Here is a 24,457-nt window from a genome sequence, read left to right as displayed (position 1 = left end):
CGATGAAAAACTTGAAGGACAACACTCTCTTCCGCGAGGCAGGCCTGATCGGTGGCGAATGGGTCGGGGCCGGCTCCGGCAGAACGGTCGATGTCATCGATCCGGCGACGCAGACCGCGATCGGCGCGGTGCCCGACATGGCCTGCTCCGAGACCCGCGCGGCAATTGACGCCGCGGTTTCCGCCTACCGGGATTGGAGGAAAAAAACCAACGCCGAACGCGCTGTCCTGCTGGAGGCCTGGCACAGCCTGATGCTCGCGCATCTGGACGATCTGGCACTGATCCTGACGACGGAACAGGGCAAGCCGCTGGATGAGGCCAGGGGCGAGATCCGTTATGGCGCATCCTTCGTCAAATGGTTCGCCGAGGAAGCGCGTCGCATCAACGGCCACACCATCCCCTCGCCGACGTCCGACCGCCGCATCATCGTGCTGAAGGAACCGGTCGGGGTGTGCGGTATCATCACGCCGTGGAATTTTCCCAACGCAATGATCACCCGCAAGGTCGCGCCGGCGCTCGCCGCCGGCTGCACGGTGGTCGTCAAGCCGTCCGAGTTCACGCCCTATTCGGCGCTGGCGCTCGGCGTGCTCGCCGAACGGGCGGGCATTCCCGCCGGCGTCATCAATATCGTCACCGGCATGCCGACCGAGATCGGCAATGAGATCATGGCGAACGAGACCGTGCGCAAGATCTCCTTCACCGGCTCGACGCGAGTTGGCTCGCTGCTGATGCGCGGGGCGGCCGACAGCGTGAAGCGGCTCAGTCTCGAACTCGGCGGCAATGCGCCCTTCATCGTCTTCGACGACGCCGACCTCGACCTCGCCGTCGAGGGCGCGCTCGCCTCGAAGTTCCGCAATGGCGGTCAGACCTGCGTTTGCGCCAACCGCATCCTCGTCCAGGCCGGCGTCTACGAAACTTTCGCCGCGAAGCTTTCCGCCCGCGTCAACGCCATGACAGTCGGGCCAGGCACACAGCCCGGCGTCGCCATCGGGCCGATGATCAACATGGCAGCGGTCGAGAAGATCAACCGGCACGTCGAGGACGCGCTCGCCAAAGGCGCCTCGATCGTCACAAAGAGCCCGGCGTTGCCGGAGGGCGGTCAGTATGTCGCGCCGCTGGTGCTGACGGGCGCCACAAAGGATATGCAGCTCGCCGGCGAGGAGACCTTTGGTCCGGTCGCGCCGCTTTTCCGCTTCGAGACGGAAGAGGAGGCAATCGCGCTGGCCAACGGCACGCCCTATGGGCTTGCCTCCTACTTCTACACCGAAAACCTGCAACGCGCCTGGCGTGTCGGCGAGGCACTGGAGTTCGGCATGGTCGGGCTCAACACCGGCTCAGTCTCGATGGAGGTGGCGCCCTTCGGCGGCATCAAGCAGTCCGGCCTCGGGCGCGAGGGCGCACAGGCCGGCATCGAGGAATATCTCGAGATGAAGAGTTTTCACATCGGCGGGCTGGGCTGAACCCAGCCCCGATTACCGTATCCGGTCGAGCGCCTTGTAGTAGAGCCCGACCATCGGCAGGAACCAGGGCTTGCCGGAATAGCCGGGAATTGACGGCCACTCGAGCCCCTTCATCGGATTGCGGTCCTCGCGGCCGAGCATGGCGTCGGCCATGATCATGCCGAGATGGGTGGAAAGCTGCGCGCCGTGGCCGGAATAGCCCATCGCGTACCAGGCTCCGTCCTGGTAGCCGGCGCGCGGGAAACGGTCCTTGGTCATGTCGACCAGCCCGCCCCAGCAATAGTCGATCTCGACCTTGGCGAGTTGCGGGAAAATCGCGGCGAGGCCCGCCTGCAATATCTGTCCGCTCTTGGCGTCGGAGCGCTGGTCGGATGTCGCCGAAAAGCGGGCGCGGCCGCCGAAGATCAGGCGCTTGTCCGGCGAAAGCCGGAAATAGTTGCCGATGTTCATCGAGGTCACACATGTCCGGTTGCCAGGCATGGTCGATGCGATCTCGGCATCGCTCAACGGTCTGGTGGCGATGATGAAGCTGCCGACGGAGATGATCCTGCGGCGGAAATACCCGAAATTCGGCGTGGTGTAGGCCCCGGTCGCCACCAGCAAATTGTCGGCGCTGATCTGGCCACGGGAGGTGGTGATCTCATGCCTGTTGCCGGCCTGCTTGCGGTCAGTCACCACCGCATTCTCGTGGATGACGGCGCCGTGGCGGACGGCGGCCGTGGCGAGACCGGCCACATAGCGGCCCATATGCATCATGGCGCTCTTCTTCGACAGCATCGCGCCATGGAAGGGAGAGCCGATCTCGGACTTGAGATCGGTCGCCGACAGCAACGCCGTGTCCGGATCCACTTCGGCATGAATGGCTTCGAAGTTGCGCGCAATCGCCTCGAAATGCTGCGGCTTGGAGGCGAGTTTCAGCTTGCCGGCGCGACGGAAATTGCAATCGATGCCTTCCTCGGCGACCAGCGCCTCGATAGTGTCGATGGAACTGTCCAGCGCGCGGTAAAGTGCGATCGCCCGTTCCCTGCCGAGCTCCGCCTTGGCCGAAAGGTAGCTATGTGCGAGGCCGTTGTTCAGGTGCCCGCCATTGCGCCCGGATGCGGCCCAGCCCACCCGCTCCGCTTCCAGCACCGCCACCTTCGCGCCGGCCTTCGCCAAATGGCGCGCGGCGGCGAGACCGGTGAAGCCGCCGCCGATGATGGCGGCGTCGTAGTGCCCCTCGACCGGGCCTTGCGCGCCGCCGGAAAAGACTGGGGCGGTGTCGTGCCAGTAGGAGACCAACTTCATCGGCATCCTGTCTGTCTCAAAGCCCAACCACGTCCGGAAGACCCGAAATATCGGCGATCTCGACATAGCCGTAATACGGGTTGGCCGGCTCGTGGCCCCGGTTGACCCAGACCTTGTTCTTGATGCCGAGGTCGTGTGCCGACATCAGGTCGTAGCGGAACGAAGACGAACAGTGAAGCACCTCTTCCGGGCCGCAGCCCAGCATGTCGAACATATACTCGAACGCCCTGAAGCGGGGTTTGTACGCCTGCGCTTGTTCGGCCGTGTAGACGGCATGGAATGGCGCGCCGAGCTTTTCGACATTGGACATGATCTGCGCGTTCATGGCGTTGGAGAGGATGACCAGCGGGATTTCCTTGGCGACCTTCGCCAGGCCGGCCGGAACGTCCGCGTGAGGCCCCCAGGTCGGAACACGCTCATAGACCATTCTGGCGTCCTCGGCGCTGAAAGCGACGCCGTTGCGCTTGCAGGAGCGCTCGAGCGCGTTGTGGACGACGTCGGCATAGGGCTTCCAGTCGCCCATGATCTCGTCGAGCCGGTAGGCCGCGAAGTTCTTTATGAGCTCCTGCATGCGCTGTTCGTCGAGACGGCTGCCGTAGAGATCGCGCGCCGCTTCCGCCATCTGGAAGAAGGTCAACGTGCCGTAGCAGTCGAAGGTGATGTATTTGGGCCTAAAGGAAGCCATGTCCGTCGATCTCCGGTAGAAGCACATCCGCATTCGGGATGCTTGATCATATGCCGGCATACGGCGAGCCACCTGACCGAAATGAACCTCCCGAAAGCAGAAAGTTCCGTATCCGCCATCCCGTTTGGCACGCTGTAGCATCTTGCCTGGCGATGGCAGCGCGATCTCGTGGCGTGGCGCGCTCGCTTCGGACGGCGCCGGCACAAGATGCGGCGCGCCCCTCACGCTACGGCGAAAGATACTGCCAAAGTCGAGGTCTTCAGACGATCTGCTGCGCGCCAATAGCCGAAACTTGGCATCAGACGAAAGGACGCTCAATGCAGCAGGGCGAGATCGAACTCCAGGCCTTCCGGCCCGACCACATCGAGGGCGCGGTGGCGCTTTCCCGCCAGGAGAAATGGCCGCATCGGCAGCAGGACTGGCAGATGGCGCTGCAGCTTTCGAGCGGCGCGGTCGCGCTCGACGACCAGGGCCGCGTCACCGGAACCATCCTGGTCACGCCCTACGGCAAGGACTGCGCCATGATCAACATGGTGATCGTCGACAGGGACGCGCGGGGCAAGGGGCTCGGGCGCCGTCTCATGGAGCAAGCCTTCACCCTCGCGGGCGAACGTCCGCTGCGGCTCGTCGCGACGACCGACGGCATGCCTCTTTATCAGAAGCTGGGCTTCGTGCCCTCCGGCACCATCATGCAGCATCAGGGCAAGGTCACCGAGCTTGAGGCGCCCGACGGCGTGGACGCAGCAGGCGCCGATGACCTGCCGGAAATTAAGGCGCTGGACCGCGGTGCCTATGGCGCCGACCGTGAAGCCTTGATCGATGCGCTGGCCGAGCGCGGCCAATTCGCCATGATCCGCCGCAACGGGGTTATCGAGGCCTATGCCGCGATCCGACCGTTCGGACGCGGCGAGGTGATCGGTCCGGTCATCGCGGGAAGTGCTGACGCCGCGAAGGCCCTAATCGCGTTCTTCGCCGCGACCCGCCCCGGCGCCTTCCTGCGTGTCGATACCGACAGCAGGACCGGCATTGCCGGCTGGCTCGAGGAAATCGGCCTCGCCCATGTCGGCGGCGGGGTGGCCATGGACCGTCCGCCCAAGAAAGATACTGAACAGTCCAGGCCAAGAATTTTCGCCCTCGCCAACCAGGCGCTCGGCTAGTCCGGAGACAACAATGCTCGCCAATTCCCTGATCGAACTCGACCGCGCCCATCTTATCCATCCTGTCGCCTCATACCGTGGCCATGAGGCGGTCGGCGTACGCGTGCTGAAATCGGCCAAGGGCGCCACCGTGACCGATGCGTCCGGCCGGCAACTTCTCGACGGTTTCGCGGGGTTGTGGTGCGTCAATGCCGGCTATGGCCACGACAGCATAGTCGAGGCGGCAGCCCGGCAGATGCGCGAGCTTCCCTACGCCACGGCTTATTTCGATCTCGGCTCGGAGGCGGCCATCCGGCTCGCCTCGGAGCTGGCCGAGCGCGCGCCCGGCGATCTCAATCACGTCTATTTCACGCTCGGGGGTTCCGACGCGGTCGACAGCACGATCCGTTTCGTCCGCTACTACTGGAATGCGAGGGGCGAGCCGAAACGCGACCAGTTCATATCCATCGAGCAGGGCTATCACGGGTCGTCGGTGGTCGGCGCGGGCCTCACCGCCCTGCCCGCCTTTCATGCCGGCTTCGGCATTCCCTTCGAATGGCAGCACAAGATCCCTTCCCCCTATCCCTATCGCAACCCGGTAGGCGAGGATGGGAACGCGATCATCGCCGCGTCGCTTGCCGCGCTAAAGGCCAAGATCGAGGAGATCGGGCCGTGGCGGGTCGCCGCCTTCTATGCCGAGCCGATCCAGGGCTCGGGCGGCGTCATCGTCCCGCCGAAAGGCTGGATCAAGGCCATGCGCGAACTCTGCCGGGAGTACGGCATCCTGTTCATCGCCGACGAAGTGATCACCGGCTTCGGCCGCACTGGGCCCCTGTTTGCCTGCACGGACGAGGACATCGTTCCCGATTTCATGACGACGGCGAAGGGCCTGACCTCGGGCTATGTTCCGATGGGCGCGGTGTTCATGGCCGACCATGTCTACGAGGTCATCGCCGATGGCGCGGGCGCCTCGGCCGTCGGCCACGGCTATACCTATTCCGCCCACCCGGTCAGCGCCGCCGTCGCCCTCGAAGTGTTGAAGCTCTACGAAGACGGTCTTCTGGAGAACGGCATCAAGGCCGGCGCCCGCCTGATGGCTGGCCTGTCGGGCTTGCGCGACCATCCGTTGGTCGGCGATGTGCGCGGTCGCGGCATGCTCGCGGCGATCGAACTTGTGGTCGATAAAGAGAGGAAGACACCGCTTCCAGCGTCGGCCATGCCGGCGCGGCGGGTCTTCGACAGGGCATGGGACAACGGCCTCATCATCCGTGCGTTTGCGCATGGGGTTATCGGCTATGCACCCCCGCTGTGCTGCACAGACAGCGACATCGACGTGATCGTGGAGCGCACGCGCCGAACGCTTGACCAGACGCTAGAGGACCTGGATGTTCGCCAGGCCCTGCCATGACGGGCAGCGAATATTTCGTGTCTCGAAATATCGCCGGGGCAGATGATTTCGCAATTTTGTGCCGCCCCCTCACGCCTTTTCGGCGAATCCAGCGCGGGGGAAGTGCCAGACTGCTGTTAAGACAAGGCCAGAAGACCCGAAGTTCCGGGCCTTTGAAAAGGCCGACGCTCCGGACAGCACGGAACTTTGTTCTGTTCAGCACGATTAATGCGGCCGCGCGCAGAGGAGAGCCAGTCTTGGCCAGGGGCTTCAGCGAATCCAAATATATGACCTTCGACGTTGTCGGCACGCTGATCGACTTCGAAGGCGGCATTACGACCTGCTTGGCCGGGATTGCCGCCGAGGCCGGCGTTGCCATCGATTGCGAAGCCGCGCTGGCCCTGTACCGGCAGGCTCGCTACATGCCCGATGCGGGCCTGTTTCCCGACGATCTCGTGCGTGTCTACATGGTTATGGCCCCACAACTCGGTCTGCCGGCCGAGGAGAAATATGGCGTCCGGCTGCGGGACTCCGCCAGTGCCTGGCAAGGTTTCCCCGACAGTGAGGCGGCATTGGCCGAGCTTGCGAAGTCACACAAGCTGATTGCCATGACCAATGCCCGGCGCTGGGCGCTCGATCATTTCGAGAAGCAGCTCGGATCACCCTTCTTCGCCACCTTCACGGCCGACGAGACCGGCACGGAGAAACCCGACCCTGCTTTCTTCCAGAAGGTCTTCGATTTCGTCGCCTCAAGGGGCGACAGCAAGGACGACATCCTGCACGTCGCGCAAAGCCAGCATCACGACATCGGCGTATCCCGGGCGCTCGGCATGTCCAATTGCTGGATCGAACGCCGGCACGCCCAGAAGGGCTATGGCGGCACGATCGAGCCCGAGCGCTTCACCGTACCAGACCACCACTTCACCTCGATGGCCTCCCTTGCAGCGGCCGTTCGGGAAAGCCTGAAGGAACGAACCTGAGCCAAAGCCCGGAAAGCCGCAGCAAGACGAGCATCCTGACCAAACAACAGAAAGGGGAATGAACATGAAAGACAAGATCACGAACTGGACCAGCGCAGACGATGCCATGGTCGAAAATGCCATTCGGCGGGGCGCGAACCGCCGCGAACTTCTCAAGATGCTGTTGGCCGGTGGCGCCGCGATTGCCGCGGGCAGCGTGGTGCTCGGCCGCGCCACCCAGGCCGTAGCCGCCACGCCGGTTTCCGGCGGAAATTTCAAAGCCGCCGGCTGGTCGTCCTCGACCGCCGACACACTCGATCCGGCAAAGGCGTCGCTCTCCACCGACTATGTCCGCTGCTGCTCGCTCTACAACCGACTGACTTTCCTCGACAAGGATGGCGTCACGCAGATGGAGCTGGCCGAAAGCTTCGACAGCAAGGACGCCAAGACCTGGACCGTGAAGCTGCGCAAGGGCGTCACCTTCCACGACGGCAAGGACCTCACCGCCGACGACGTCGTCTTCTCGCTGAAGCGCCATCTCGACAAGTCGGTCGGTTCCAAGGTCGCCAAGATCGCGGCGCAGATGACCGGCTTTAAGGCGATCGACAAGTCGACCGTGGAAATCACGCTCGCCGACCCGAATGCCGACCTGCCGACCATCCTGGCGCTGCACCATTTCATGATCGTCCAGGACGGCACCACGGACTTTTCCAAGGGCAATGGCACCGGCGCGTTCGTGCTGCAAACGTTCGAGCCTGGCGTGCGTTCGGTGGTCACCAAGAACAAGAACTACTGGAAATCGGGCAAGCCCTACCTGGATTCGTTCGAATTCATCGCCATCAGTGACGACAGCGCCCGTGTCAACGCGCTCTTGTCCGGCGACATCAGCTTCGCCGCCTCGATCAATCCGCGCGCGATGAAGCTCATCAGCGGCCAGCAGGGTTTCGAATTGTCGAAGACGACCTCGGGCAACTACACGGATCTCAACATTCGGCTCGATATGGACCCCGGCAACAAGGCCGACTTCGTGGCCGGCATGAAATATCTCGTCAACCGCGAGCAGATCGTCAAATCGGCGTTGCGTGGCCTCGGTGAAGTCGGCAACGACCAGCCCGTCTCGCCGGCCAATGTCTTCCACAACGCCGACGTCAAGCCGAAGGCTTTCGACCCGGACAAGGCGAAGTTCCACTTCCAGAAGGCAGGCCTGCTCGGCCAGTCCATCCCGGTGGTCGCTTCCGACGCCGCCACCTCGTCGATCGACATGGCTGTGATCATCCAGGCCGCCGGCGCGGATATCGGTATGAAGCTCGACGTCCAGCGTGTCCCGGCCGACGGCTACTGGGACAATTACTGGCTCAAGGCGCCAATCCATTTCGGCAACATCAATCCGCGCCCCACGCCGGACATTCTGTTCTCGCTCCTCTACGCATCCAACGCGCCGTGGAACGAAAGCCAGTACAAGTCCGAGAAGTTCGACAAGATGCTCATCGAGGCGCGCGGCCTGCTCGACCAGGCCAAGCGCAAGGAGATCTATGGCCAGATGCAGGCTATGGTCTCCGAGGAGGCCGGCACCATCATCCCGGCCTACATTTCCAACGTGGATGCCCTCTCCAGCAAGGTGAAGGGTTTGGAGGCGAACCCGCTCGGTGGCATGATGGGGTACGCAATGGCGGAATATCTCTGGCTCGAAGCCTGAGGGAAGCCAGCCGGGGGCCAGTCAGCCAGCCCCCGGCATTTCGTTGCGCAAGATTACTTGGCCGAACAACCGCAGGAGCGCTTCCATGACGTCTGGGGTTCTCAACCTCGTGCTGAAGCGGCTGGGGATCGCGGCGGTCACGCTTCTGATCGTGCTGTTCGCCGTTTTTTTCGCCACCAGCATGCTGCCCGGCGACACCGCGTCGATCCTGCTCGGCCAGGCGGCTACACCCGAAGCCGTCGCCGGCCTGCGCGAGGCCATGCATCTCAACGATCCGGCAATCCTGCGCTTCCTGCGCTGGCTTCTCGGCCTGCTCCACGGCGATCTCGGCACTTCCTATGCCAACCAGATGCCGGTCGCGGCGCTGATCGGTGGGCGCTTCGTCAACACCATGGAGCTTGCCGGCATCACCACCCTGCTCTCGGTGCCCCTGGCGCTGACGTTGGGTATCACCGCCGCCATGCTGCGCGGCTCCCTCTACGACCGCACCGTCACCGTCGTTTCGATCGGCGTCATCTCCGTGCCGGAATTCATGGTCGCGACCCTCGCGGTCCTGCTCTTCGCCGTTTATCTCAAATGGCTGCCGGCGCTGTCCTCGGTCAATGAGGCGCATACTCTGACCGACCTCGTGCGCATCTATGCAATGCCCGTGATCACGCTGACCTTCGTCATCTCCGCTCAGATGATCCGCATGACCCGCGCCGCGGTCATCGAGACGCTCTCCACGCCTTATGTCGAGATGGCGCTGCTCAAAGGCGCCTCACGCGGCCGCATGGTGCTGAGACACGCGCTCCCCAATGCGCTCGGGCCGATCGTCAACGCGGTCGCGCTCTCGCTGTCCTATCTGGTCGGCGGCGTCATCATCGTCGAGACGATCTTCAACTATCCCGGCATCGCCAAGCTGATGGTCGATGCCGTCGCCACCCGAGACCTGCCGCTGATCCAGAGCTGCGCGATGATCTTCTGCCTCGGCTATCTATTGCTCATCACCGCCGCCGATGTCGTCGCCATCATGTCCAACCCGAGGCTCAGATGACGATTGCGCGCGCCACAACCTCCCGTCGATCCTTCCTGGGCCACAGCTACAGCCTCGTGGGCATCGTGGCCGCTTTGGTCATCCTGGCTTGGACGCTTGTCGCGATCCTCGCGCCCTACATCATTCCTCATTCGATTGGAGACATCGTCGACGACGATTATTTCGGCCCGATGCGTCAGGGGCTATGGCTCGGCTCGGACTATCTGGGGCGCGACATGCTCTCGCGGGTGCTTATGGGCGCGCGCTACACCGTCGGCATATCGCTCGCCTCCGTCGCCATCGCCTGCTTTTCGGGCGTCGTGCTGGGGATGATCGCGGCCGTCACCGGTGGCTGGCTCGACATCTGCCTCAGCCGCTTCCTCGACGCCATGAATTCCATCCCCAGCAAGCTGTTCGGCCTTGTGGTCGTCGCCGCGGTCGGCTCGTCGATCCCGGCGCTGATCCTGACGCTGGCCGTCATCTATATACCAGGCGCCTACCGCTTCGCGCGGGCGCTCGCCGTCAACATCAACACCATGGACTTCATGACCGTCGCTCGCGTCCGTGGCGAGAGCACCGTCTATCTCATCGGGTCGGAGATTCTGCCCAATATCATCCGTCCGGTGCTTGCCGACTTCGGCCTGCGCTTCGTCTTCATCGTGCTCCTGCTCTCCGGCCTCTCGTTCCTGGGGCTCGGCCTGCAGCCGCCGCTCGCCGATTGGGGCGCGCTGGTGCGCGAGAACATCGGCGGCCTGCCCTTCGCGGCGCCTGCAGTCATCGTGCCTTCGCTGGCGATCGCTAGCCTGACCATCAGCGTCAACCTGCTGATCGACAACCTGCCGCAGAAGATCAGGGACAGGGACGCATGACCAATCTCGTCGAGGTCAGGAACCTGAGGATCGAGGCGACGACCGACGCCGGACGCGTCGTCGAGATCATCAAGGGCGTCAGCCTCGACATCGCCGATGGCGAGATCGTCGCCCTGATCGGCGAGAGCGGCTCCGGCAAGACAACGGTGGCGCTCTCGCTCATGGGACACGCGCGATCTGGCTGCCGGATCACCGGCGGCGAAATCAATGTGAACGGCAAGAACATGGCCGCGCTTTCCGAAAAGCAGCGCGCCAGGTTGCGAGGCACCGACATTGCCTATGTTCCGCAAAGTGCCGCCGCCTCCTTCAACCCTTCGTCCACCATCATGGAGCAGGTGATCGAGGTTACGCGCATCCACAGGCTGATGCCGTCCGAGCAGGCGCGAAAGCGCGCGGTCGAGCTGTTCAGGGCCTTGTCGCTGCCGGACCCGGAAGGAATCGGCGCCCGTTATCCGCACCAGGTTTCAGGTGGGCAGTTGCAGCGGCTGTCGGCGGCCATGGCACTTATCGGCGATCCCAAGCTGGTCATCTTCGACGAACCTACGACGGCGCTCGACGTGACGACGCAGATCGATGTGCTGAAGGCATTCAAGTCGGTCATGCGGGCCGGCGGGATAGCGGGTGTCTACGTTTCGCACGATCTCGCGGTCGTTGCCCAGATCGCCGACCACATTGTGGTGCTGAAGGGCGGCCAAGTGCAGGAGACCGGCACCACGACTCAGATTCTTTCGGCTGCGCAGCACCCCTATACGCTCGAACTGCTGGCTGCCTTCGAGCCGAAGCCGCGGCAAGCGCACGCGGATGCAGATGCCGGCGCGAAGCCGTTGCTGCGCATCGATAATGTGACGGCCGGCTATGGCGCGCTGCGAGATGACGGACTGCCACTCATCAGGGCCGTCGATTCCGTCAGCCTGGTCGTCGAGAAAGGGCGCAACCTCGGCGTCATCGGCGAATCCGGCTGCGGAAAATCGACGCTGGCGCGCGTCATCGCCGGCATTCATCCGGCGGCGGCCGGCGACATCATCTTCGACGGCAAGCAACTGGAGCGTGCCGCAGGCAAACGCAGCCAGGACCAGCTGCGCGAGATGCAGATCGTGTTCCAGTATGCCGACACCGCGCTCAATCCAGCCAAGGCGATCGAAGACATCATCTCCCGTCCACTGGCCTTCTATCACCGGCTCGACCAGCAGGCGCGCTCGAAGCGCGTCGACGAACTGCTTGACATGGTCCGCCTGCCCAGGGCGCTGCGCTACCGTCGCCCGTCGGAGCTCTCGGGCGGCCAGAAGCAGCGGGTGAACTTCGCGCGCGCCCTGGCGGCCGGGCCCAAGCTCATCATCTGCGACGAAATCACCTCGGCGCTCGACGCGGTGGTGGCGGCCGCCGTGATCGAACTGCTCAAGGAACTGCAGCGCGAGTTGGGCCTTTCCTACATTTTCATCAGCCACGACCTCTCGGTCGTCGAGGCCATCTGTGACCAGATCATGGTCATGTACAATGGCGAGCGGGTGGAGCAGATCACGCCCGACAAACTGCAGGCGCCCACCCACCCCTATTCGAAGCTTCTGTTCTCCTCAGTCCCGAAGCTCGATCCGACGTGGCTCGATAGCCTCGTCCGAGACCCCGAGCTGGTCAGCCAGTACGGCCATCGCTGACTACAAGGGAAAGAGGCTGGGCAGCGACATATGCGTCTTGACGGTGGGAGACCTCAGCACCGCGAAGCTGAAATATTTGTCAATGCCGATATCCATGTCGGTGAGCTGCTCCATGGATCTCGATGTCAATTCGATCGAGTTTGATGAACTGTCCAGGAATAGAGGTTTTGGGAGCCGCCGTTAGCTCCGCCGTCATCCGTGCCGCGGAACTCTCCCGACGCTACAATTGCGAGCAGAGCCGGTAGGCCTCGTAGATCGACGAGTAGATGTCCCGGCTGGCAACCGCGTCTCCAATGCGGTGCAAGACAAACGATCCAGCGGCTTGGGCATTATCAGCTTCCTTTGTCCCCGCGCCGGTCATGAGTGCTATGTCGGTGACGCCGTTGTTGGCTGAGCACGCACGCAATTCCTGGTAGGTATCCTCCATGGGGGCGGTGCCGCGCTCGACAATGAGTTGGGCTGCGAGCACTTCCGTTTCCGCACCGGTGAGTTCGTGCCGGAATGTGGCGGCTATTCCGTTGCCTTGGCGTGCTGCCTTGACCAGGCGCACGTCGCTGATGACGCGGATGCCGCGTTCCGAGGCGCGTTTGCGAAAACTCACCCTGTCCGGATAAGGCGTCTCGATCGCCAGGGTGTCGTCCGCTATGGCCAGGCTGACCAAGCGCCCCAGACGGGCAAGATGCAGAGCGCAGGAAATTGCGGCCTGGCGTCCGGTCTCATCGTAGATGAGCACATCGTCCTTCGCCGGCACCACCCCGGTCAAGACGTCCCAGACGCTGTGGCAATGTTCGGCGCCCTCCAGCCACTCCATGTCGGGAACGCCGCCGGTGGCGATGATGACCGCGTCCGGTTTGTCGGCGAGGACCACTGCTGCGTCCGCATAGGTGTTGAGACGAACTTCCACACCAAGGCGAGTGAGTTCGCCGGTGCGCCAGTCGACTATGCCGATGAGATCCTTGCGGTCGGAGGCGGAGGCCGCGACGAGCACCTGTCCGCCAAGCCGTGCTCCGGCTTCAAGCAGGGTCACTTTGTGTCCGCGCTCGGCGGCGACCCGTGCCGCTTCCATCCCACCCGGGCCACCGCCGACCACGACCACCCGTTTCGGCGTTTCGGCCCGGTCAATGATGTGGTTGACGATCGTCTCATGGCCGCTGGCCGGGTTGTGAATGCACTGCACCTTCTTGTACAGGCAATAGGATGCGCCGACACACGGGCGGATGCGTTCTTCTTCTCCGCGCATCACCTTGTTGACGATATGGGGGTCGGCGATATGCGCCCGGGTCATGCCGACCAGATCGACCAGGTTTTCGCGGATGGCATGTCGAGCCGTGGCTACATCCCGGATTGCCGCGGCGTGGATCACGGGCAGTTTGGTTTCCCGCTTGAACCTGCCGACCACGGGCAAAAACGGCGCGCTGGGGCTAAACATGCCGGGCATGTTTTGCTCGGCCAGGGACAGCTCAGTGTCCATGCGGCCAAAGATGCAGTTGAAGAAGTCGATATGGCCTTCCCGCTCGAACAGCCGGGCGAAATCAAGGCATTCCTCGAAATCCGGTCCGTCTTCGACCGCCTCGTCGATCACGAAGCGGATACCCACAGCGAAGTCGTCGCCGACTGCGCGGCGGATCGCCTCGTGAACCATCAAGCCGAAGCGGGCACGGTTTTCCAGCGAGCCGCCGTAGGCGTCCGTGCGCCTATTGGTTCTACGCGACAGGAATTGCCCGATCAGATGGCCGCCGGCAACGGTTTCGATGCCATCCAGACCTCCGTCACGGCAGCGCCTGGCGGCGCTGGCGTAATCCTCGATGATCCTGCCGATGTCCGCAGCGTCCATCTCCTTCGGGAAATTCCGGTTTCGCGTCTCTCGGATGCGTGACGGTGCCACCGGCGGGAGCCAGTTCCCGGCGTAGGCGGTGGCGCGCCGGCCAAGATGTGAGACCTGGCACATGACGGCGGCGCCGTGGCGATGGATTCGCTGCGATAGCAACTGGAGATGAGGGACGATGCGATCGGTCGAAAGGTCCAGCTGACCGCCACCCCAACTGGAGTCGGGCGAGGTCATGGCCGAGCCGCCCGCCATGGTCATCGCCAGGCCGCCGCGCGCCTTCTCCTCATGGTAGCGTTGGTAGCGCTCGAGCGGCAGCCCGCCATCGTCCAGCATCGAGGCGTGACTGGTGCTGACGACACGGTTGCGCAGCGTCAGACCCTTGAGCCGAAACGGCTGAAGCAGAGGATCGCCGGACGCGCCGCCTGCTGGAAATGCCGCTGTGTTCACGTCGTGCCCCCTCCCATTCATGAAGGTTATAGTCCGTCATTTGTGAGGCTGGAGAAAGCTTGAAAATTGTTACGGTGGCTATACGCTGAGCGTATGGCCAGTTTCGCAAAACTCATCCCTTCCGCGCGCGGACTGCTTGTTTTCGAAGCTGCTGTCCGCTCTGGCAGTTTCACCGCCGCAGCGCGCGAATTCAACGTCACGCAACCGTCGGTCAGCCGCAGCATCGCCCAGCTCGAGGCCGATTTTGGGGTCGCGCTTTTCACGCGCAGTCCAGCGGGATTGGCCCCGACCGCAGAAGGGCGTGCCCTCTATTCGGCCGTGCGGGAGGGGTTTGACGGCATCGAGGAGGTGATCCGGAGAATCAAGCAGAGCGGTGCTGCAAAGCCGATGGTCACCCTCTCTCTATCGAGTTCTCTGGCAACATATTGGTTCGTTCCCAGGTTAGGAGCTTTCAACACGAGGTTTCCGGATGTGGACCTGAGGTTCGAACTGATCGCGGGCGTTCTGAGAGGGCCGGCCGAGAATGTCGACCTTGCCACGAGGATCCTGTCGGACGACGACACCCACTATCACCGCTGGGCGTTCTCGCCGGAAATCATTGTTCCGGTATGCAGCCCATCCTATTTGTCAGCCCACGGTCGGTTGATGCATGCCGGGACTGGGGAGGGTCATGCCCTGCTGCATCTGACGGACGCCAAGGAGCAGTGGCTGGACGCTTGGGGCAACGTGGCCAACCGCAGGACCAGCAGGGCAAAGTGGCTCGAATTTTCCGACTACGCGGTCGTGCTTCAGGCCGCGATGAACGGGGAAGGCGTGGCGCTCGGCTGGCTCAGCAACGTCTCAAGAGCGTTGCTTCAGGGAACCCTTGTCCCAGCTTCGGACCGGCAGATCAATACGGGCCGGATCCATCAGCTTATTGCACCGCGCTCACGGCCGCTACGGCCGATCGTTTCTGACATCCGCGCCTGGATGGTCGCCGAGATGCAAGCCGAATTGAAGGCACTGCACCCGATCTTGCGGCCGGACATCTTGTAGCGGACGGCAGGCCACAAATGCAGCACGGCTCGGCCAGCGCCGACTACATCGGAAACAGGCTGGGCAGCGGCATGTGCGCCTTGACGATGGGAGACTTCAGCACCACGAAGCTGAAATATTTGTCGATGCCGATATCCATATCGGTCAGCCGCTCCATGATCGTCTGGTACTCGCCAATGCCGGCGGTGACGAACTTAATCAGGTAATCGTAGCCGCCCGAGACGAGATGGCATTCGATGACCTGGTCGATCTTCTCCACCACGGCGAGAAAGCGGGCGAAGTCCACCTGGCGATGGTTCCTCAAGGTGATCTCAGTGAACACGGTCAGCATCTGGCCGAGCTTGCCGATATTGATCTGCGCGGAATAGCCTTCGATATAGCCCTCCGACTGGAGTTTCTTGACCCGCATCAGGCATGGGCTCGGCGACAAATGGACCAGCTCGGCCAGTTCCACATTGGTGACGCGGCCGTTCTTCTGCAGTTCGTGCAGAATCTTGATGTCGATCCGATCCAGTTTCATGGCCGTCTCCGAACAACGCAAGCCACAGCACAAAATGCTGCCGTGCCAATAACCATCGACACTACCACAGCCCGTCTGCCTGTCCATCCGAACGAACACTGCTTTGAAACGCAGGGACTTCCGATTTCCACGGGGTCGTCGGAATAAAATTCTGCTTCGCCTTCAACTGCAGCAGCGGCTGCCTGCGCAACGCGATAGATTGAAACGTCAAATGAGAGAGGATCATGCGCGCGCCGCTGCAGCAAATCGAGACATCCGGCGAACTGCCGCAAGCCGCGGACGCGGTTATAATCGGCGGCGGCGTCGTCGGCGTCTTCACGGCCTATTACCTGGCGGAGCGCGGCATGAAGGTTGCGCTCGTCGAAAAAGGACGCATCGGCGCCGAGCAGTCCTCCCGGAACTGGGGATGGTGCCGCCAGCAGAACCGCGACGCCCGCGAACTGCCGATGGCGACACGAAGCCTCGATCTGTGGGAGCGTTTTGCGGCGAAGACCGGGGAAGACACCGGCTTTCGCCGCTACGGCCTGCTCTACCTCAGCAATGACGAGGCGGAACTGGCCGGGTGGGCGCGCTGGCGCGACTTTGCCAGAACGGCTGGCGTCACGACGCACATGCTCGACGGCGCCCAGGCCAGCGAGCGGGGCGGCGCCACGGGCCTGACGTGGAAGGGCGGCGTCTTCTCGCCAACCGACGGCACCGCCGATCCGTCGCAAGCCGCGCCCGCGGTCGCTCGTGCCATCCTGAAGCTCGGAAGCACAGTGCACCAGAATTGCGCCGCACGCGGCATCGAGACCGAGGGCGGACGCCTGAGCGCCGTGGTCACCGAAAACGGGACGATCCGCACCAAGGTGGCGGTCCTGGCTGGCGGCGCCTGGGCCTCCTCCTTTTGCCATCAGTTTGGCTTCCGCTTCCCGCAGGCCTCGGTTCGCTCCTCCATCCTGTCCGTGTCGCCAGGCGCGGAGGGCCTTCCGGATGCGCTGCACACGGCACGGATCTCGGTTACACGTCGCGGCAACGGCGGCTATACGCTCGCCATAAGCGGTCGCGGACGCGTGGACGTCACGCCGCAGCAACTGCGCTTTTCGTCGCAGTTCGTGCCGATGTTCCTGAGGCGGTGGCGCAGCCTCGCGCCCGGCGGGCTGCAGGGTATGCGTTCTGGGCACGAAACGCTCCAGCTTTGGCGGCTCGACCAACCGACGCCAATGGAGCGCATGCGCATTCTCGATCCGGCCCCGGACCAGGCGACCATCCGCCTGACCCATGCCCGTGCGCTTGAGTTGCTGCCGGCGCTGCGCAAGACGACGATCAGCGCGGCCTGGGCCGGTTACATCGACAGCACGCCGGACGGCGTGCCCGCCATCGGCGAGATCCCTACCCTTCCGGGTTTCTTCCTGGCTGCCGGATTTTCGGGTCATGGCTTCGGCATCGGGCCCGGCGCTGGACACCTCGTCGCCGATCTGGTGGTCGGGTCGGAACCGATCGTCGATGCGACACCCTACGATCCGCGCCGCTTCGACGCTTCGGCCTGGGGCAAGGTCGCCGACTTCTGAGAGGCGATTCATGCCCGCCCCCATAGCCGTGGCTTTAGCAATCACATCAGCTTTCCCGAAGAAAGGCGCCGATCGGCGCTGGTCGGACAGGCGCCTGCCCGCGAAACCGGCCGACGGCGTCGGGCTTGCAACCGGCCTTCGCCGCAACGAGTTCGACGGCGGCCAGTTGGCAGTAGCGCCCCTGGCAGCGCCCCATGCCGACGCGCGAAAGCGACTTCACCCTGTTGGCCTCGCCGCCGCCGGCGTCCGCGCTCTCGCGCACGACGCCCGCGCTCACATTCTCGCAGCGGCAGACGATCGCGTCCTCGGGCAGTGCCCGCACCATCTCGGACGGCCAGGGAAACGCGCAAGCCAGACCGCGGGCAAAGCGCTCGAGCCGCGCGAGCTTGTGCAGATCGGCGTTGGCGGAAGGCGCCGGACGTCCGAGATCGGCAAGGCAGGCGGCCGCGGCAAGGCACCCAGCGATCTCCGCGCCGTCCGCCCCGAGGAGACGGACCCCATCGCCGGCGAGATAAATCCCATTGCCGGCCCGACCCATCCGATCGATCTTTGGCAGCCATTGCCGCCACTGTTCGTCATAGGTGAAGGCGCATCCTGCCAGGTCGGCGAGATGCGTCTCGGCCCGCAAATGCCAGCCCATGCCCACCATGTCGCATGATGTGGCGCGCTGCCTTCCACCAGCGTCGCGCCAGCGCACCGCCGCCACGCCCGACCCGTCGGTCTCGATCCGTTCGAGCGTCACGCCCGCATGATAACGGCCACCAAGCTGCGCTCGCATAACCAAGCCGCGCAACGCGACGACTGGCCGAGCGGCAAGCTCCCACAGCCCTCGTAGTTGCTGGCGCCAGGGAGAGGTGTCGAGCACCGCCGGCACATGGGCGCCGGCCTTGACGAGTTGGGCGCCAACCAGGGTCAGTAAAGGCCCGGATCCCGTCAGGACGATCCGTCGCCCGAGTGCCACGCCTTGTGCCTTCAGCGCGATCTGCGCCGCGCCGAGGCTGTAGACGCCGGCGCTCTGCCAGCCGGGGACGGGAGCAACGCGGTCGGATGCGCCAGTGGCAAGGATCAGACGGTCATAGAAGATCACCTGGACGCCGCTCTCCCGCAGAACATGCAGACGACCCTCATGCACGGCAATGACCGAGCTGCGCGCATAATGGGTGAGCCGCCCCTCTGCGGCCAGCTGGTCGAAGAGCGAATGTAGCGCGCGCGCCTTCTGCGCCTCCGACCCGTAGAGCTGCTGCGGGGGGCGGGTAAACCCGGCAGGCGGGCGACGATAGATCTGTCCGCCCGCGCGCTGCCCCTCGTCGATCACAATCGGATGGAAGCCAGCATCGACCAGCGTCGCCGCAGCCCTTATACCGGCGGGGCCTGCACCCACGATCACGATCCGCGGCGAGGCAAGATCGCTCACGGCCAGTTCTCCGGCGGCGTCGTGCGCAGCCGCATGCCCTCGGCAATCAGGGTTGTGCACGCGCGCAGACACGGTCCCTCCTCTTGCCAAACCCAGCAGTCCTGGCAGGCGCCCATCAGGCAAAAACCGGCGCGCGACTCCGATCCGAACTCGGAGTTCCGCAAGGCGTGTCCTGATGCCAGCATGGCGGTCAGCACGGTGTCTCCCGCGAGCGCGCCGCGCATCTCACCGGCGAGAAGGAAATGCACCTCTGCCCGGTCGCGCTCCGCCAGCCGGACGATGCGGCCGGGCGTGATCATTCCGCGGCCTCTCGCACCGGGCAAGGATGCGGCAGTTCGGGGAAGCGTTCGCAGACCGCATCGAAGGCCGCCTGAACGCCCTCCGGCCCGGCGCGTCCCTTCATGCGCCGGAAGATTTCTGTCTTGGCGAAGAACCGCCAATGGATCGGCAAGGCATCCAACAGAGCGTGGAGCCGATCATAGGAGGCCGGCGTCCACTGTGCTTCGTAGCCGTCGCGCTCCGGACCGAAATGGAAATGGCCGGCAGGGGGCCCGTGCCGTGCGCGCTGCTGCCTCGTCGCCTGCTCGTCGACCTCGCCGCCGCGCAGGACGACGCCGTAATCGCGCTCGGCCGCTGCCGCCGAGACATAGCCGCGCCGCACGTCACGCGCGACCTGCCACGGCTCGCGCTGATACGGATCGCCACGCCCACCGCCCCCAGCGGAGCGGATCTCGAGCATGTCACCTGGCTGCAGGACCGCCGTGTCGATATTGCCCAGCCGCCGCTCGTGCTCGGTCCCGGGATTGACGACCATGTCCGACAAGCCGGCCGCCTTGCCGCCCAGCACGCCCCAGGGACGGAAGAAGCTGCGGTCGCGGTTGCGTGCTGTAATCCTGGAGTCGGGGGCGAAGACGCGGAAGGCCATTTCGGTCGCCAGCCCGCCGCGCCAGCGGCCCGCACCACCGCTGTCCCTGGCGAGCCCGTATTTCACGAATTCGACCGGGGTTTCGGTTTCGGTGATCTCGATCGGCGTGTTCCTGAGATAGGCGGCATCCGCGCCCGATCCGTTTGTCCCATCGCGATGCGGCATCGCCCCGCCGCCACCCACCACGGGGTTCACCGCCGCGATGACGGTCCGGCTGGTGCGCTCGTCCGTGGTCATGACGTTGACGATGCAGTTGTTGCCGGCCGGTGCTGCGGGCAGCCGCTCTGGCACGGCCTGCGAGAAAGCGCCGAAGATAACCGAGCGTAGCCGGGCGCAGGTCAGCGAGCGCATGCCCACGGCGGCCGGGTGGACCGGATTGAGCACCGAACCCAGGGGCGTGATGCAAGTAAATGGCCGGGTGAGGCCCGCGTTGAGCAGGATCTTCGGGTTCAGCGTGTAGAGCACATAGTAGACGCCTACCAGCAGCATGGTGTGGCGCGGGTCGCCGCCCGAGGGCACGTTGAGCGAGGAGCCGAGCTGCGGATCGGAGCCGGTGAAGTCGAGCACCGCCTCGTCGCCCCTGATCGTCAGCGTCAGCTTCAGCCGGCAAGGATTGGCTTCGACCGAATCCTCGTCGGCATAGTCGGCGAACTCCCATGTGCCGTCGGGCATGGCGCGGAGCACGTCACGCGCCTGTGCCTCCGCGTGGTCGAGAAGCGCGGCGACGCCTTCGACGAAGCCGGCCCTGCCGAACTTCTTCACCATCGCCTGGATCTTGCGCTCACCGGTGTTGAGTGCGCCGACCAGCGCCTTGATGTCGCCGATGTTGAGGTCGGGCTTGCGCACATTGGTGCTCATGATGCGCAGGATGGTCTCGTCGAAGACGCCCTCCTTCACCAGCTTCATCGGCGGAAAGCGGATGCCTTCCTGGTGGATTTCGGTCAGCGCCCGGCTGAGCGAGGCCGGCACCGCCCCGCCCATGTCGGTGTTGTGGATGTGTCCGCCGGTCCAGGCGACGATCTCCCCGTCGACGAAGACCGGCTTCCATAGATGCGTGTCGGGCGCATGCGTGGCGACGTGGCCGGAATAGGGATCGTTGGTGAAGGCAACATCTCCCGGCCGGTAGTCGCTGACCATCGCGATCGCGCGGTGGTACGAAAGCCCCGGATACCAGGTGGCACCGAGTTCCATCGGCACGGCGAAGGTCGCGCCCGTGCTGTCCATCAGCATCACCGTGAAGTCCTGCGTCTCCTTGACGAAGGCAGAGTGCGCGGTGCGGTGGAGCGTGTGGGCCATGTTTTCGGCCGCCGCGCGGGCATGGTTCGCCAGAACCTGCAGGTTTGTGCGGTCAAACATGGCGTCACTCCGGGAAGGTGAGCAGAAGGTTGAGATGGCGGTCGACCCGTGCCTGCGCTCCCGCGGGGATTGCAAACGTTGTATCTTCCTGAACGACCACGGCAGGCCCATGGAACGTGCTGCCAGGCACGAGGGTTTGCCGGTCGTGAAGGTCGACGGTCTCGACGCCGAGTCCCGTATAGACCGCGAGCCGTCGTGCCGGATTGGCCGGGGCGTCGACCTCATCGGCTTGCGGGAGGGAAAGTTTCGGCCCCGCGCCTATGGCGGATAGCCGGATGTTTACAAGCTCAACGTCGCCGTCCGGATCGTGAAAATCGTAGAGTTGCTGATGGGTGAGATGAAAAGCCTGCACGATGGCGGCCATATCGCCGTCCGCCAGCCATTGCGGCGAAAGGACCACTTCGATCTCATAGCTCTGCCCGACATAGCGCATGTCGCAGAAGAGATTGAGTTCCGCGGCCGCGTTATACCCCTGCGCTGCGAGCCAATGACGGCCCTCACCCGCAAGCGCGTCGAAGGCCTCGCGAATTGCCGGCAGCGACGCGTCCGACAGCGGGCTGAAGACGGTCCGGATGAAATCTCCGCGCAGATCCGCCACCAGCCCACCCAGGGCCGACACCACGCCGGGGCGGCGCGGCGCCATGACGCGTTTCATGCCAAGTTCGCGGGCAAGGAAGGCGCCGAGCATCGGGCCGCCGCCGCCGAAGGGCATGAGCGTGAATTCGCGCAGGTCCACGCCGGCGCGCGAGGCGAGTTTCTCGACCTCGACGAACATTTCCGACACGGCGATGTCCAGGATCGCCTGGGCCGTCTGCTCCACCGGGCGGCCGAGCCGGGCGGCAAGGTCACCGACCGTGCGATATGCCAGCCGGGTATCGATGCGAAGCTGTCCATAGGCCATCTCGCTGTGACCGAGCCAACCGCATACCACCATGGCGTCCGTCACTGTCGCCCGCTCGCCGCCCCGGCCATAGCATGCAGGCCCAGGTGTCGATCCAGCCGATTCCGGCCCGACGCGCAGCACACCCTGCGCGTCGACACCGGCGATCGAGCCGCCGCCGATGCCGATCGAGCTCACCGACACGGAGGGGATATAGAGCGGGAATTCGCCGATCAACTCGCCGGTGCCGAATTGCGCCTTGCCGCCGATGATGAGGGCGAAGTCGGCCGAGGTCCCGCCGATGTCGAGGGTAAGAACCTTGTCCTCGCCAGCCTGGCGCGCCAGCCACGAGGCGCCGATCACTCCTGACGCCGTCCCCGACAAAAGCATGTTCACGCAGGCGCGCTTGCCTTCCGCAGCGTTCATCAGCCCGCCGTTCGACTTCGTCAGCATCGGGCGCGTCGGTACACCGCGGCTCCTCAGCCGCTCTTCCAGCGCCGTCAGATAGCCCGAGACGCGCGGATGGACATAGCCATTGAGAATGGCGGTCGAGCTGCGCTCGTATTCGCGGATGACGGGCCAGACCTCGGCAGAGGTGAAGACGAACAGGTCGGGCGCAAGGCGCGTGATCACCGCCTTGACGGCGGCTTCCTGCGCAGCATTGCGCCAGGCATGAAGGAAGGAGATGATGATCCCTTGCGCACCGTTCAATTTCGCCGCAGCGACCGCGCTTTCCACCGCCGCCATGTCCGGCGCCCTGGACTCCCTCCCGTCGGCGCGCATGCGAGCTGGAATGCCGAAGACCATGTCGCGCGAGATCAGCGGATCCGGCCGCGAGCAGAACAGCGAATACATGTCCGGCATGCGAAGCCGAGCCAGTTCGATGACATCCTCGAAGCCGGCATTGGTGAGCAGCGCGAGCGGCGCGCCCTTGCGCTGGATGATCGTGTTGATACCGACGGTCGTGCCGTGCACGAAGCGCGTCATACGGACTGGATCAAAGCCTTCGCGCTCGGCCAGAAGGGCAAGACCTGTCATCAGTTCGGCGCCGGGATCCTCCGGCGTCGTCAGCACCTTCAGCGAAGCGAGGCGTCCGGAGTTTACTTCGAGCGCGCAGAAATCGATGAATGTCCCGCCAATGTCGACGCCGACCTTCCAGTCAGCCTCTTGCCGCGCCTCATTCGCCGCGATCGTACCGTCCATGATGCGTTCCTTCCTGTCCGCCGACCAAGACTGGCACGAACGGACGGTCAGGGTCCAAGATGGATGACGAGCAAAGATATAAGCCTTGCTTATGCTTTGGCGCGATGTTCGCCGAGGACGGCCGAACAGGCCGCACGGATTTCGTCGCGCATCATCTCGTCGGCCCGCGAAAGCCCCCGTGTGCGCGAGGTGAGCAACGCTATCGGAAATTCCGGCCCTTCCGCCAGCGGCCTGACCGCAAGCCCGGCAAACTGGTGCCACGGCAGCAGCGCGTCGACCAAGGCGATGCCGAGACCGGCCTGGACGAAGCCGACTGCGGAAATGGAGACGTCGATCTCGAGCGACGGCGAGAGCGTGACGCCCTGCGCGCGGCCCGCGTGGGCCAGTTCGTCAGCGGGACGGGTATTTCCGCGATAGGATATCAACTCCTCCCCGACGAGATCAGCGAGTATCAGCTCGGTTTTCCTGGCCAACGCATGCCCGGCGGGCAGCAGGCAAGCGAAGCCTACGCTGCCGATCACTTCGGCCTCGACGTCGGGCGGCATGCGGTCGTCCATAGCCACGCCGAGGCTGGCATCGCCGGCGCGCAGCATGTCGATAATCGCGGCGATCGGCGCGATATGGGAACGCAGCAGAATATCGGGATGCCGCGCCCGAAATTTGGTGAATGCGCGGGGCAATACCGCCATGGCCGGCGGCGGCGAGGCCGCGACCCGCACCAGCCCGGTCCGGCCGAGACGCAGGTCGTTGGTCTTGCGGCGCAAGCCTTCCAGCCCCGCCGACAGCCTTTCGGCATCGGCGAAGATCTCAAGCGCCTCCGGGGTCGGCCGCAGCCTGCCCTTGACGCGCTCGAACAGCGTGAAGCCGAGCTCGTCCTCGGTGTGGAGCAGGATTTGGCTGAGCGCAGGCTGGGAGATGTTCAGCATCCGCGCCGCGGCGGTCACGGTGCCTGCGCGCATGACCGAGATAAACACTTCGAGCTGCCGGGCCCGCATTGCCACTCCATAGGTAAAACTTATGGCTCTCTTTCAAACCCATCTTTGACGCAATGCCGTCGCGGGGACAAGATCGGCGTGTTCAAGGATTATCCGCTCTTTGCCAGATCAGGATGATGTTTGGTTGAATCGTCCTCTTGGTCCAGCTCTGGTTGCAG

At 64.3% G+C, this 24,457-nt stretch carries 19 protein-coding genes and 1 pseudogene; 10 read left to right on the top strand and 10 right to left on the bottom strand.

What is annotated here, in order from left to right; genetic code table 11:
* Positions 1-2: 2 nt before the first annotated feature.
* Positions 3-1,460 carry an NAD-dependent succinate-semialdehyde dehydrogenase gene (locus FJ930_RS12925; RefSeq protein WP_141838072.1) on the top strand — a complete coding sequence of 486 codons (1,458 nt, stop codon included), beginning with the start codon at positions 3-5 and terminating at the stop codon, positions 1,458-1,460.
* Between the two features lie 12 nt (positions 1,461-1,472).
* Here the strand turns inward: FJ930_RS12925 and FJ930_RS12920 are convergent, their stop codons facing one another.
* Positions 1,473-2,747 (bottom strand): FAD-binding oxidoreductase, encoded by a 1,275-nt coding sequence (locus tag FJ930_RS12920; protein ID WP_141838278.1) that lies wholly within the window; start codon positions 2,745-2,747, stop codon positions 1,473-1,475.
* Between the two features lie 16 nt (positions 2,748-2,763).
* Positions 2,764-3,432 (bottom strand): haloacid dehalogenase type II, encoded by a 669-nt coding sequence (locus tag FJ930_RS12915; RefSeq protein ID WP_141838070.1) that lies wholly within the window; start codon positions 3,430-3,432, stop codon positions 2,764-2,766.
* A gap of 317 nt (positions 3,433-3,749) precedes the next feature.
* Between FJ930_RS12915 and FJ930_RS12910 the strand changes: the two genes are divergently transcribed.
* From FJ930_RS12910 to FJ930_RS12880, 7 genes are all read left to right on the top strand, one after another.
* Positions 3,750-4,589, top strand: a complete 840-nt coding sequence (locus FJ930_RS12910) for a GNAT family N-acetyltransferase (protein ID WP_141838068.1) — start codon at positions 3,750-3,752, stop codon at positions 4,587-4,589.
* Between the two features lie 13 nt (positions 4,590-4,602).
* The gene (locus tag FJ930_RS12905) at positions 4,603-5,976 is read left to right on the top strand and encodes an aspartate aminotransferase family protein (RefSeq protein WP_141838066.1); all 1,374 of its coding nucleotides are present in this window, start codon (positions 4,603-4,605) and stop codon (positions 5,974-5,976) included.
* Between the two features lie 236 nt (positions 5,977-6,212).
* Positions 6,213-6,935: an HAD-IA family hydrolase gene (locus tag FJ930_RS12900; protein WP_141838276.1), complete on the top strand. Its 723-nt coding sequence runs from the start codon at positions 6,213-6,215 to the stop codon at positions 6,933-6,935.
* Between the two features lie 64 nt (positions 6,936-6,999).
* Entirely contained in the window at positions 7,000-8,610 is a 1,611-nt protein-coding gene (locus FJ930_RS12895) for an ABC transporter substrate-binding protein (RefSeq protein ID WP_141838064.1), read from the top strand.
* 85 nt (positions 8,611-8,695) lie between these two features.
* Positions 8,696-9,646: an ABC transporter permease gene (locus FJ930_RS12890; protein WP_141838062.1), complete on the top strand. Its 951-nt coding sequence runs from the start codon at positions 8,696-8,698 to the stop codon at positions 9,644-9,646.
* On the top strand, positions 9,643-10,494 hold the full coding sequence (locus FJ930_RS12885) for an ABC transporter permease (protein WP_140745758.1): 852 nt from the start codon (positions 9,643-9,645) through the stop codon (positions 10,492-10,494). Before FJ930_RS12890 ends, FJ930_RS12885 begins: the two co-directional genes overlap by 4 nt.
* Positions 10,491-12,146 (top strand): ABC transporter ATP-binding protein, encoded by a 1,656-nt coding sequence (locus FJ930_RS12880; protein ID WP_141838060.1) that lies wholly within the window; start codon positions 10,491-10,493, stop codon positions 12,144-12,146. Before FJ930_RS12885 ends, FJ930_RS12880 begins: the two co-directional genes overlap by 4 nt.
* On the opposite strand, the pseudogene FJ930_RS12875 reads toward FJ930_RS12880, so the two are convergent.
* Positions 12,147-12,260, bottom strand: a pseudogene (locus tag FJ930_RS12875) (Lrp/AsnC family transcriptional regulator); the annotation flags it as partial.
* 106 nt (positions 12,261-12,366) lie between these two features.
* On the bottom strand, positions 12,367-14,442 hold the full coding sequence (locus FJ930_RS12870; RefSeq protein ID WP_141838058.1) for an NADH:flavin oxidoreductase: 2,076 nt from the start codon (positions 14,440-14,442) through the stop codon (positions 12,367-12,369).
* Between the two features lie 72 nt (positions 14,443-14,514).
* On the opposite strand from FJ930_RS12870, the gene FJ930_RS12865 reads away from it, so the two are divergent.
* Complete coding sequence (locus FJ930_RS12865) at positions 14,515-15,456, top strand: LysR substrate-binding domain-containing protein (RefSeq protein ID WP_140745764.1); 942 nt, start codon at positions 14,515-14,517, stop codon at positions 15,454-15,456.
* Between the two features lie 43 nt (positions 15,457-15,499).
* Here FJ930_RS12865 and FJ930_RS12860 read toward each other — a convergent pair whose 3' ends face one another.
* A complete protein-coding gene (locus FJ930_RS12860; protein ID WP_140745766.1) occupies positions 15,500-15,976 on the bottom strand; it encodes an Lrp/AsnC family transcriptional regulator in 477 nt (158 codons plus the stop codon).
* Between the two features lie 224 nt (positions 15,977-16,200).
* Between FJ930_RS12860 and FJ930_RS12855 the strand changes: the two genes are divergently transcribed.
* Positions 16,201-17,526 (top strand): FAD-binding oxidoreductase, encoded by a 1,326-nt coding sequence (locus tag FJ930_RS12855; protein WP_141838056.1) that lies wholly within the window; start codon positions 16,201-16,203, stop codon positions 17,524-17,526.
* Positions 17,527-17,572: 46 nt separating this feature from the next.
* Here the strand turns inward: FJ930_RS12855 and FJ930_RS12850 are convergent, their stop codons facing one another.
* The 5 genes from FJ930_RS12850 to FJ930_RS12830 form a co-directional block, all read right to left on the bottom strand.
* On the bottom strand, positions 17,573-18,940 hold the full coding sequence (locus FJ930_RS12850; protein ID WP_141838053.1) for an FAD/NAD(P)-binding oxidoreductase: 1,368 nt from the start codon (positions 18,938-18,940) through the stop codon (positions 17,573-17,575).
* Positions 18,937-19,239, bottom strand: a complete 303-nt coding sequence (locus FJ930_RS12845) for a (2Fe-2S)-binding protein (protein WP_141838051.1) — start codon at positions 19,237-19,239, stop codon at positions 18,937-18,939. Before FJ930_RS12845 ends, FJ930_RS12850 begins: the two co-directional genes overlap by 4 nt.
* Positions 19,236-21,221 (bottom strand): hydantoinase B/oxoprolinase family protein, encoded by a 1,986-nt coding sequence (locus FJ930_RS12840; RefSeq protein WP_141838049.1) that lies wholly within the window; start codon positions 21,219-21,221, stop codon positions 19,236-19,238. The genes FJ930_RS12845 and FJ930_RS12840 overlap by 4 nt, the downstream gene beginning before the upstream one ends.
* A gap of 4 nt (positions 21,222-21,225) precedes the next feature.
* Complete coding sequence (locus FJ930_RS12835; RefSeq protein ID WP_141838047.1) at positions 21,226-23,304, bottom strand: hydantoinase/oxoprolinase family protein; 2,079 nt, start codon at positions 23,302-23,304, stop codon at positions 21,226-21,228.
* Between the two features lie 89 nt (positions 23,305-23,393).
* Complete coding sequence (locus FJ930_RS12830) at positions 23,394-24,299, bottom strand: LysR family transcriptional regulator (protein ID WP_141838045.1); 906 nt, start codon at positions 24,297-24,299, stop codon at positions 23,394-23,396.
* Between the last annotated feature and the right edge of the window lie 158 nt (positions 24,300-24,457).

This window comes from Mesorhizobium sp. B2-4-15 (assembly GCF_006658505.1).
Lineage (GTDB): Bacteria > Pseudomonadota > Alphaproteobacteria > Rhizobiales > Rhizobiaceae > Mesorhizobium.
Note: the sequence above shows the minus strand (reverse complement) of the source record. Positions and strands in the feature narration are given on the sequence as shown.

Coding starts and splice junctions, on each gene's coding strand:
- FJ930_RS12925 (WP_141838072.1), top strand. CDS start 3: ATGAAAAACTTGAAGGACAACACTCTCTTCCGCGAGGCAGGCCTGATC.
- FJ930_RS12920 (WP_141838278.1), bottom strand. CDS start 2,747: ATGAAGTTGGTCTCCTACTGGCACGACACCGCCCCAGTCTTTTCCGGC.
- FJ930_RS12915 (WP_141838070.1), bottom strand. CDS start 3,432: ATGGCTTCCTTTAGGCCCAAATACATCACCTTCGACTGCTACGGCACG.
- FJ930_RS12910 (WP_141838068.1), top strand. CDS start 3,750: ATGCAGCAGGGCGAGATCGAACTCCAGGCCTTCCGGCCCGACCACATC.
- FJ930_RS12905 (WP_141838066.1), top strand. CDS start 4,603: ATGCTCGCCAATTCCCTGATCGAACTCGACCGCGCCCATCTTATCCAT.
- FJ930_RS12895 (WP_141838064.1), top strand. CDS start 7,000: ATGAAAGACAAGATCACGAACTGGACCAGCGCAGACGATGCCATGGTC.
- FJ930_RS12890 (WP_141838062.1), top strand. CDS start 8,696: ATGACGTCTGGGGTTCTCAACCTCGTGCTGAAGCGGCTGGGGATCGCG.
- FJ930_RS12885 (WP_140745758.1), top strand. CDS start 9,643: ATGACGATTGCGCGCGCCACAACCTCCCGTCGATCCTTCCTGGGCCAC.
- FJ930_RS12880 (WP_141838060.1), top strand. CDS start 10,491: ATGACCAATCTCGTCGAGGTCAGGAACCTGAGGATCGAGGCGACGACC.
- FJ930_RS12870 (WP_141838058.1), bottom strand. CDS start 14,442: ATGAATGGGAGGGGGCACGACGTGAACACAGCGGCATTTCCAGCAGGC.
- FJ930_RS12865 (WP_140745764.1), top strand. CDS start 14,515: ATGGCCAGTTTCGCAAAACTCATCCCTTCCGCGCGCGGACTGCTTGTT.
- FJ930_RS12860 (WP_140745766.1), bottom strand. CDS start 15,976: ATGAAACTGGATCGGATCGACATCAAGATTCTGCACGAACTGCAGAAG.
- FJ930_RS12855 (WP_141838056.1), top strand. CDS start 16,201: ATGCGCGCGCCGCTGCAGCAAATCGAGACATCCGGCGAACTGCCGCAA.
- FJ930_RS12845 (WP_141838051.1), bottom strand. CDS start 19,239: ATGATCACGCCCGGCCGCATCGTCCGGCTGGCGGAGCGCGACCGGGCA.
- FJ930_RS12840 (WP_141838049.1), bottom strand. CDS start 21,221: ATGTTTGACCGCACAAACCTGCAGGTTCTGGCGAACCATGCCCGCGCG.
- FJ930_RS12835 (WP_141838047.1), bottom strand. CDS start 23,304: ATGGACGGTACGATCGCGGCGAATGAGGCGCGGCAAGAGGCTGACTGG.
- FJ930_RS12830 (WP_141838045.1), bottom strand. CDS start 24,299: ATGCGGGCCCGGCAGCTCGAAGTGTTTATCTCGGTCATGCGCGCAGGC.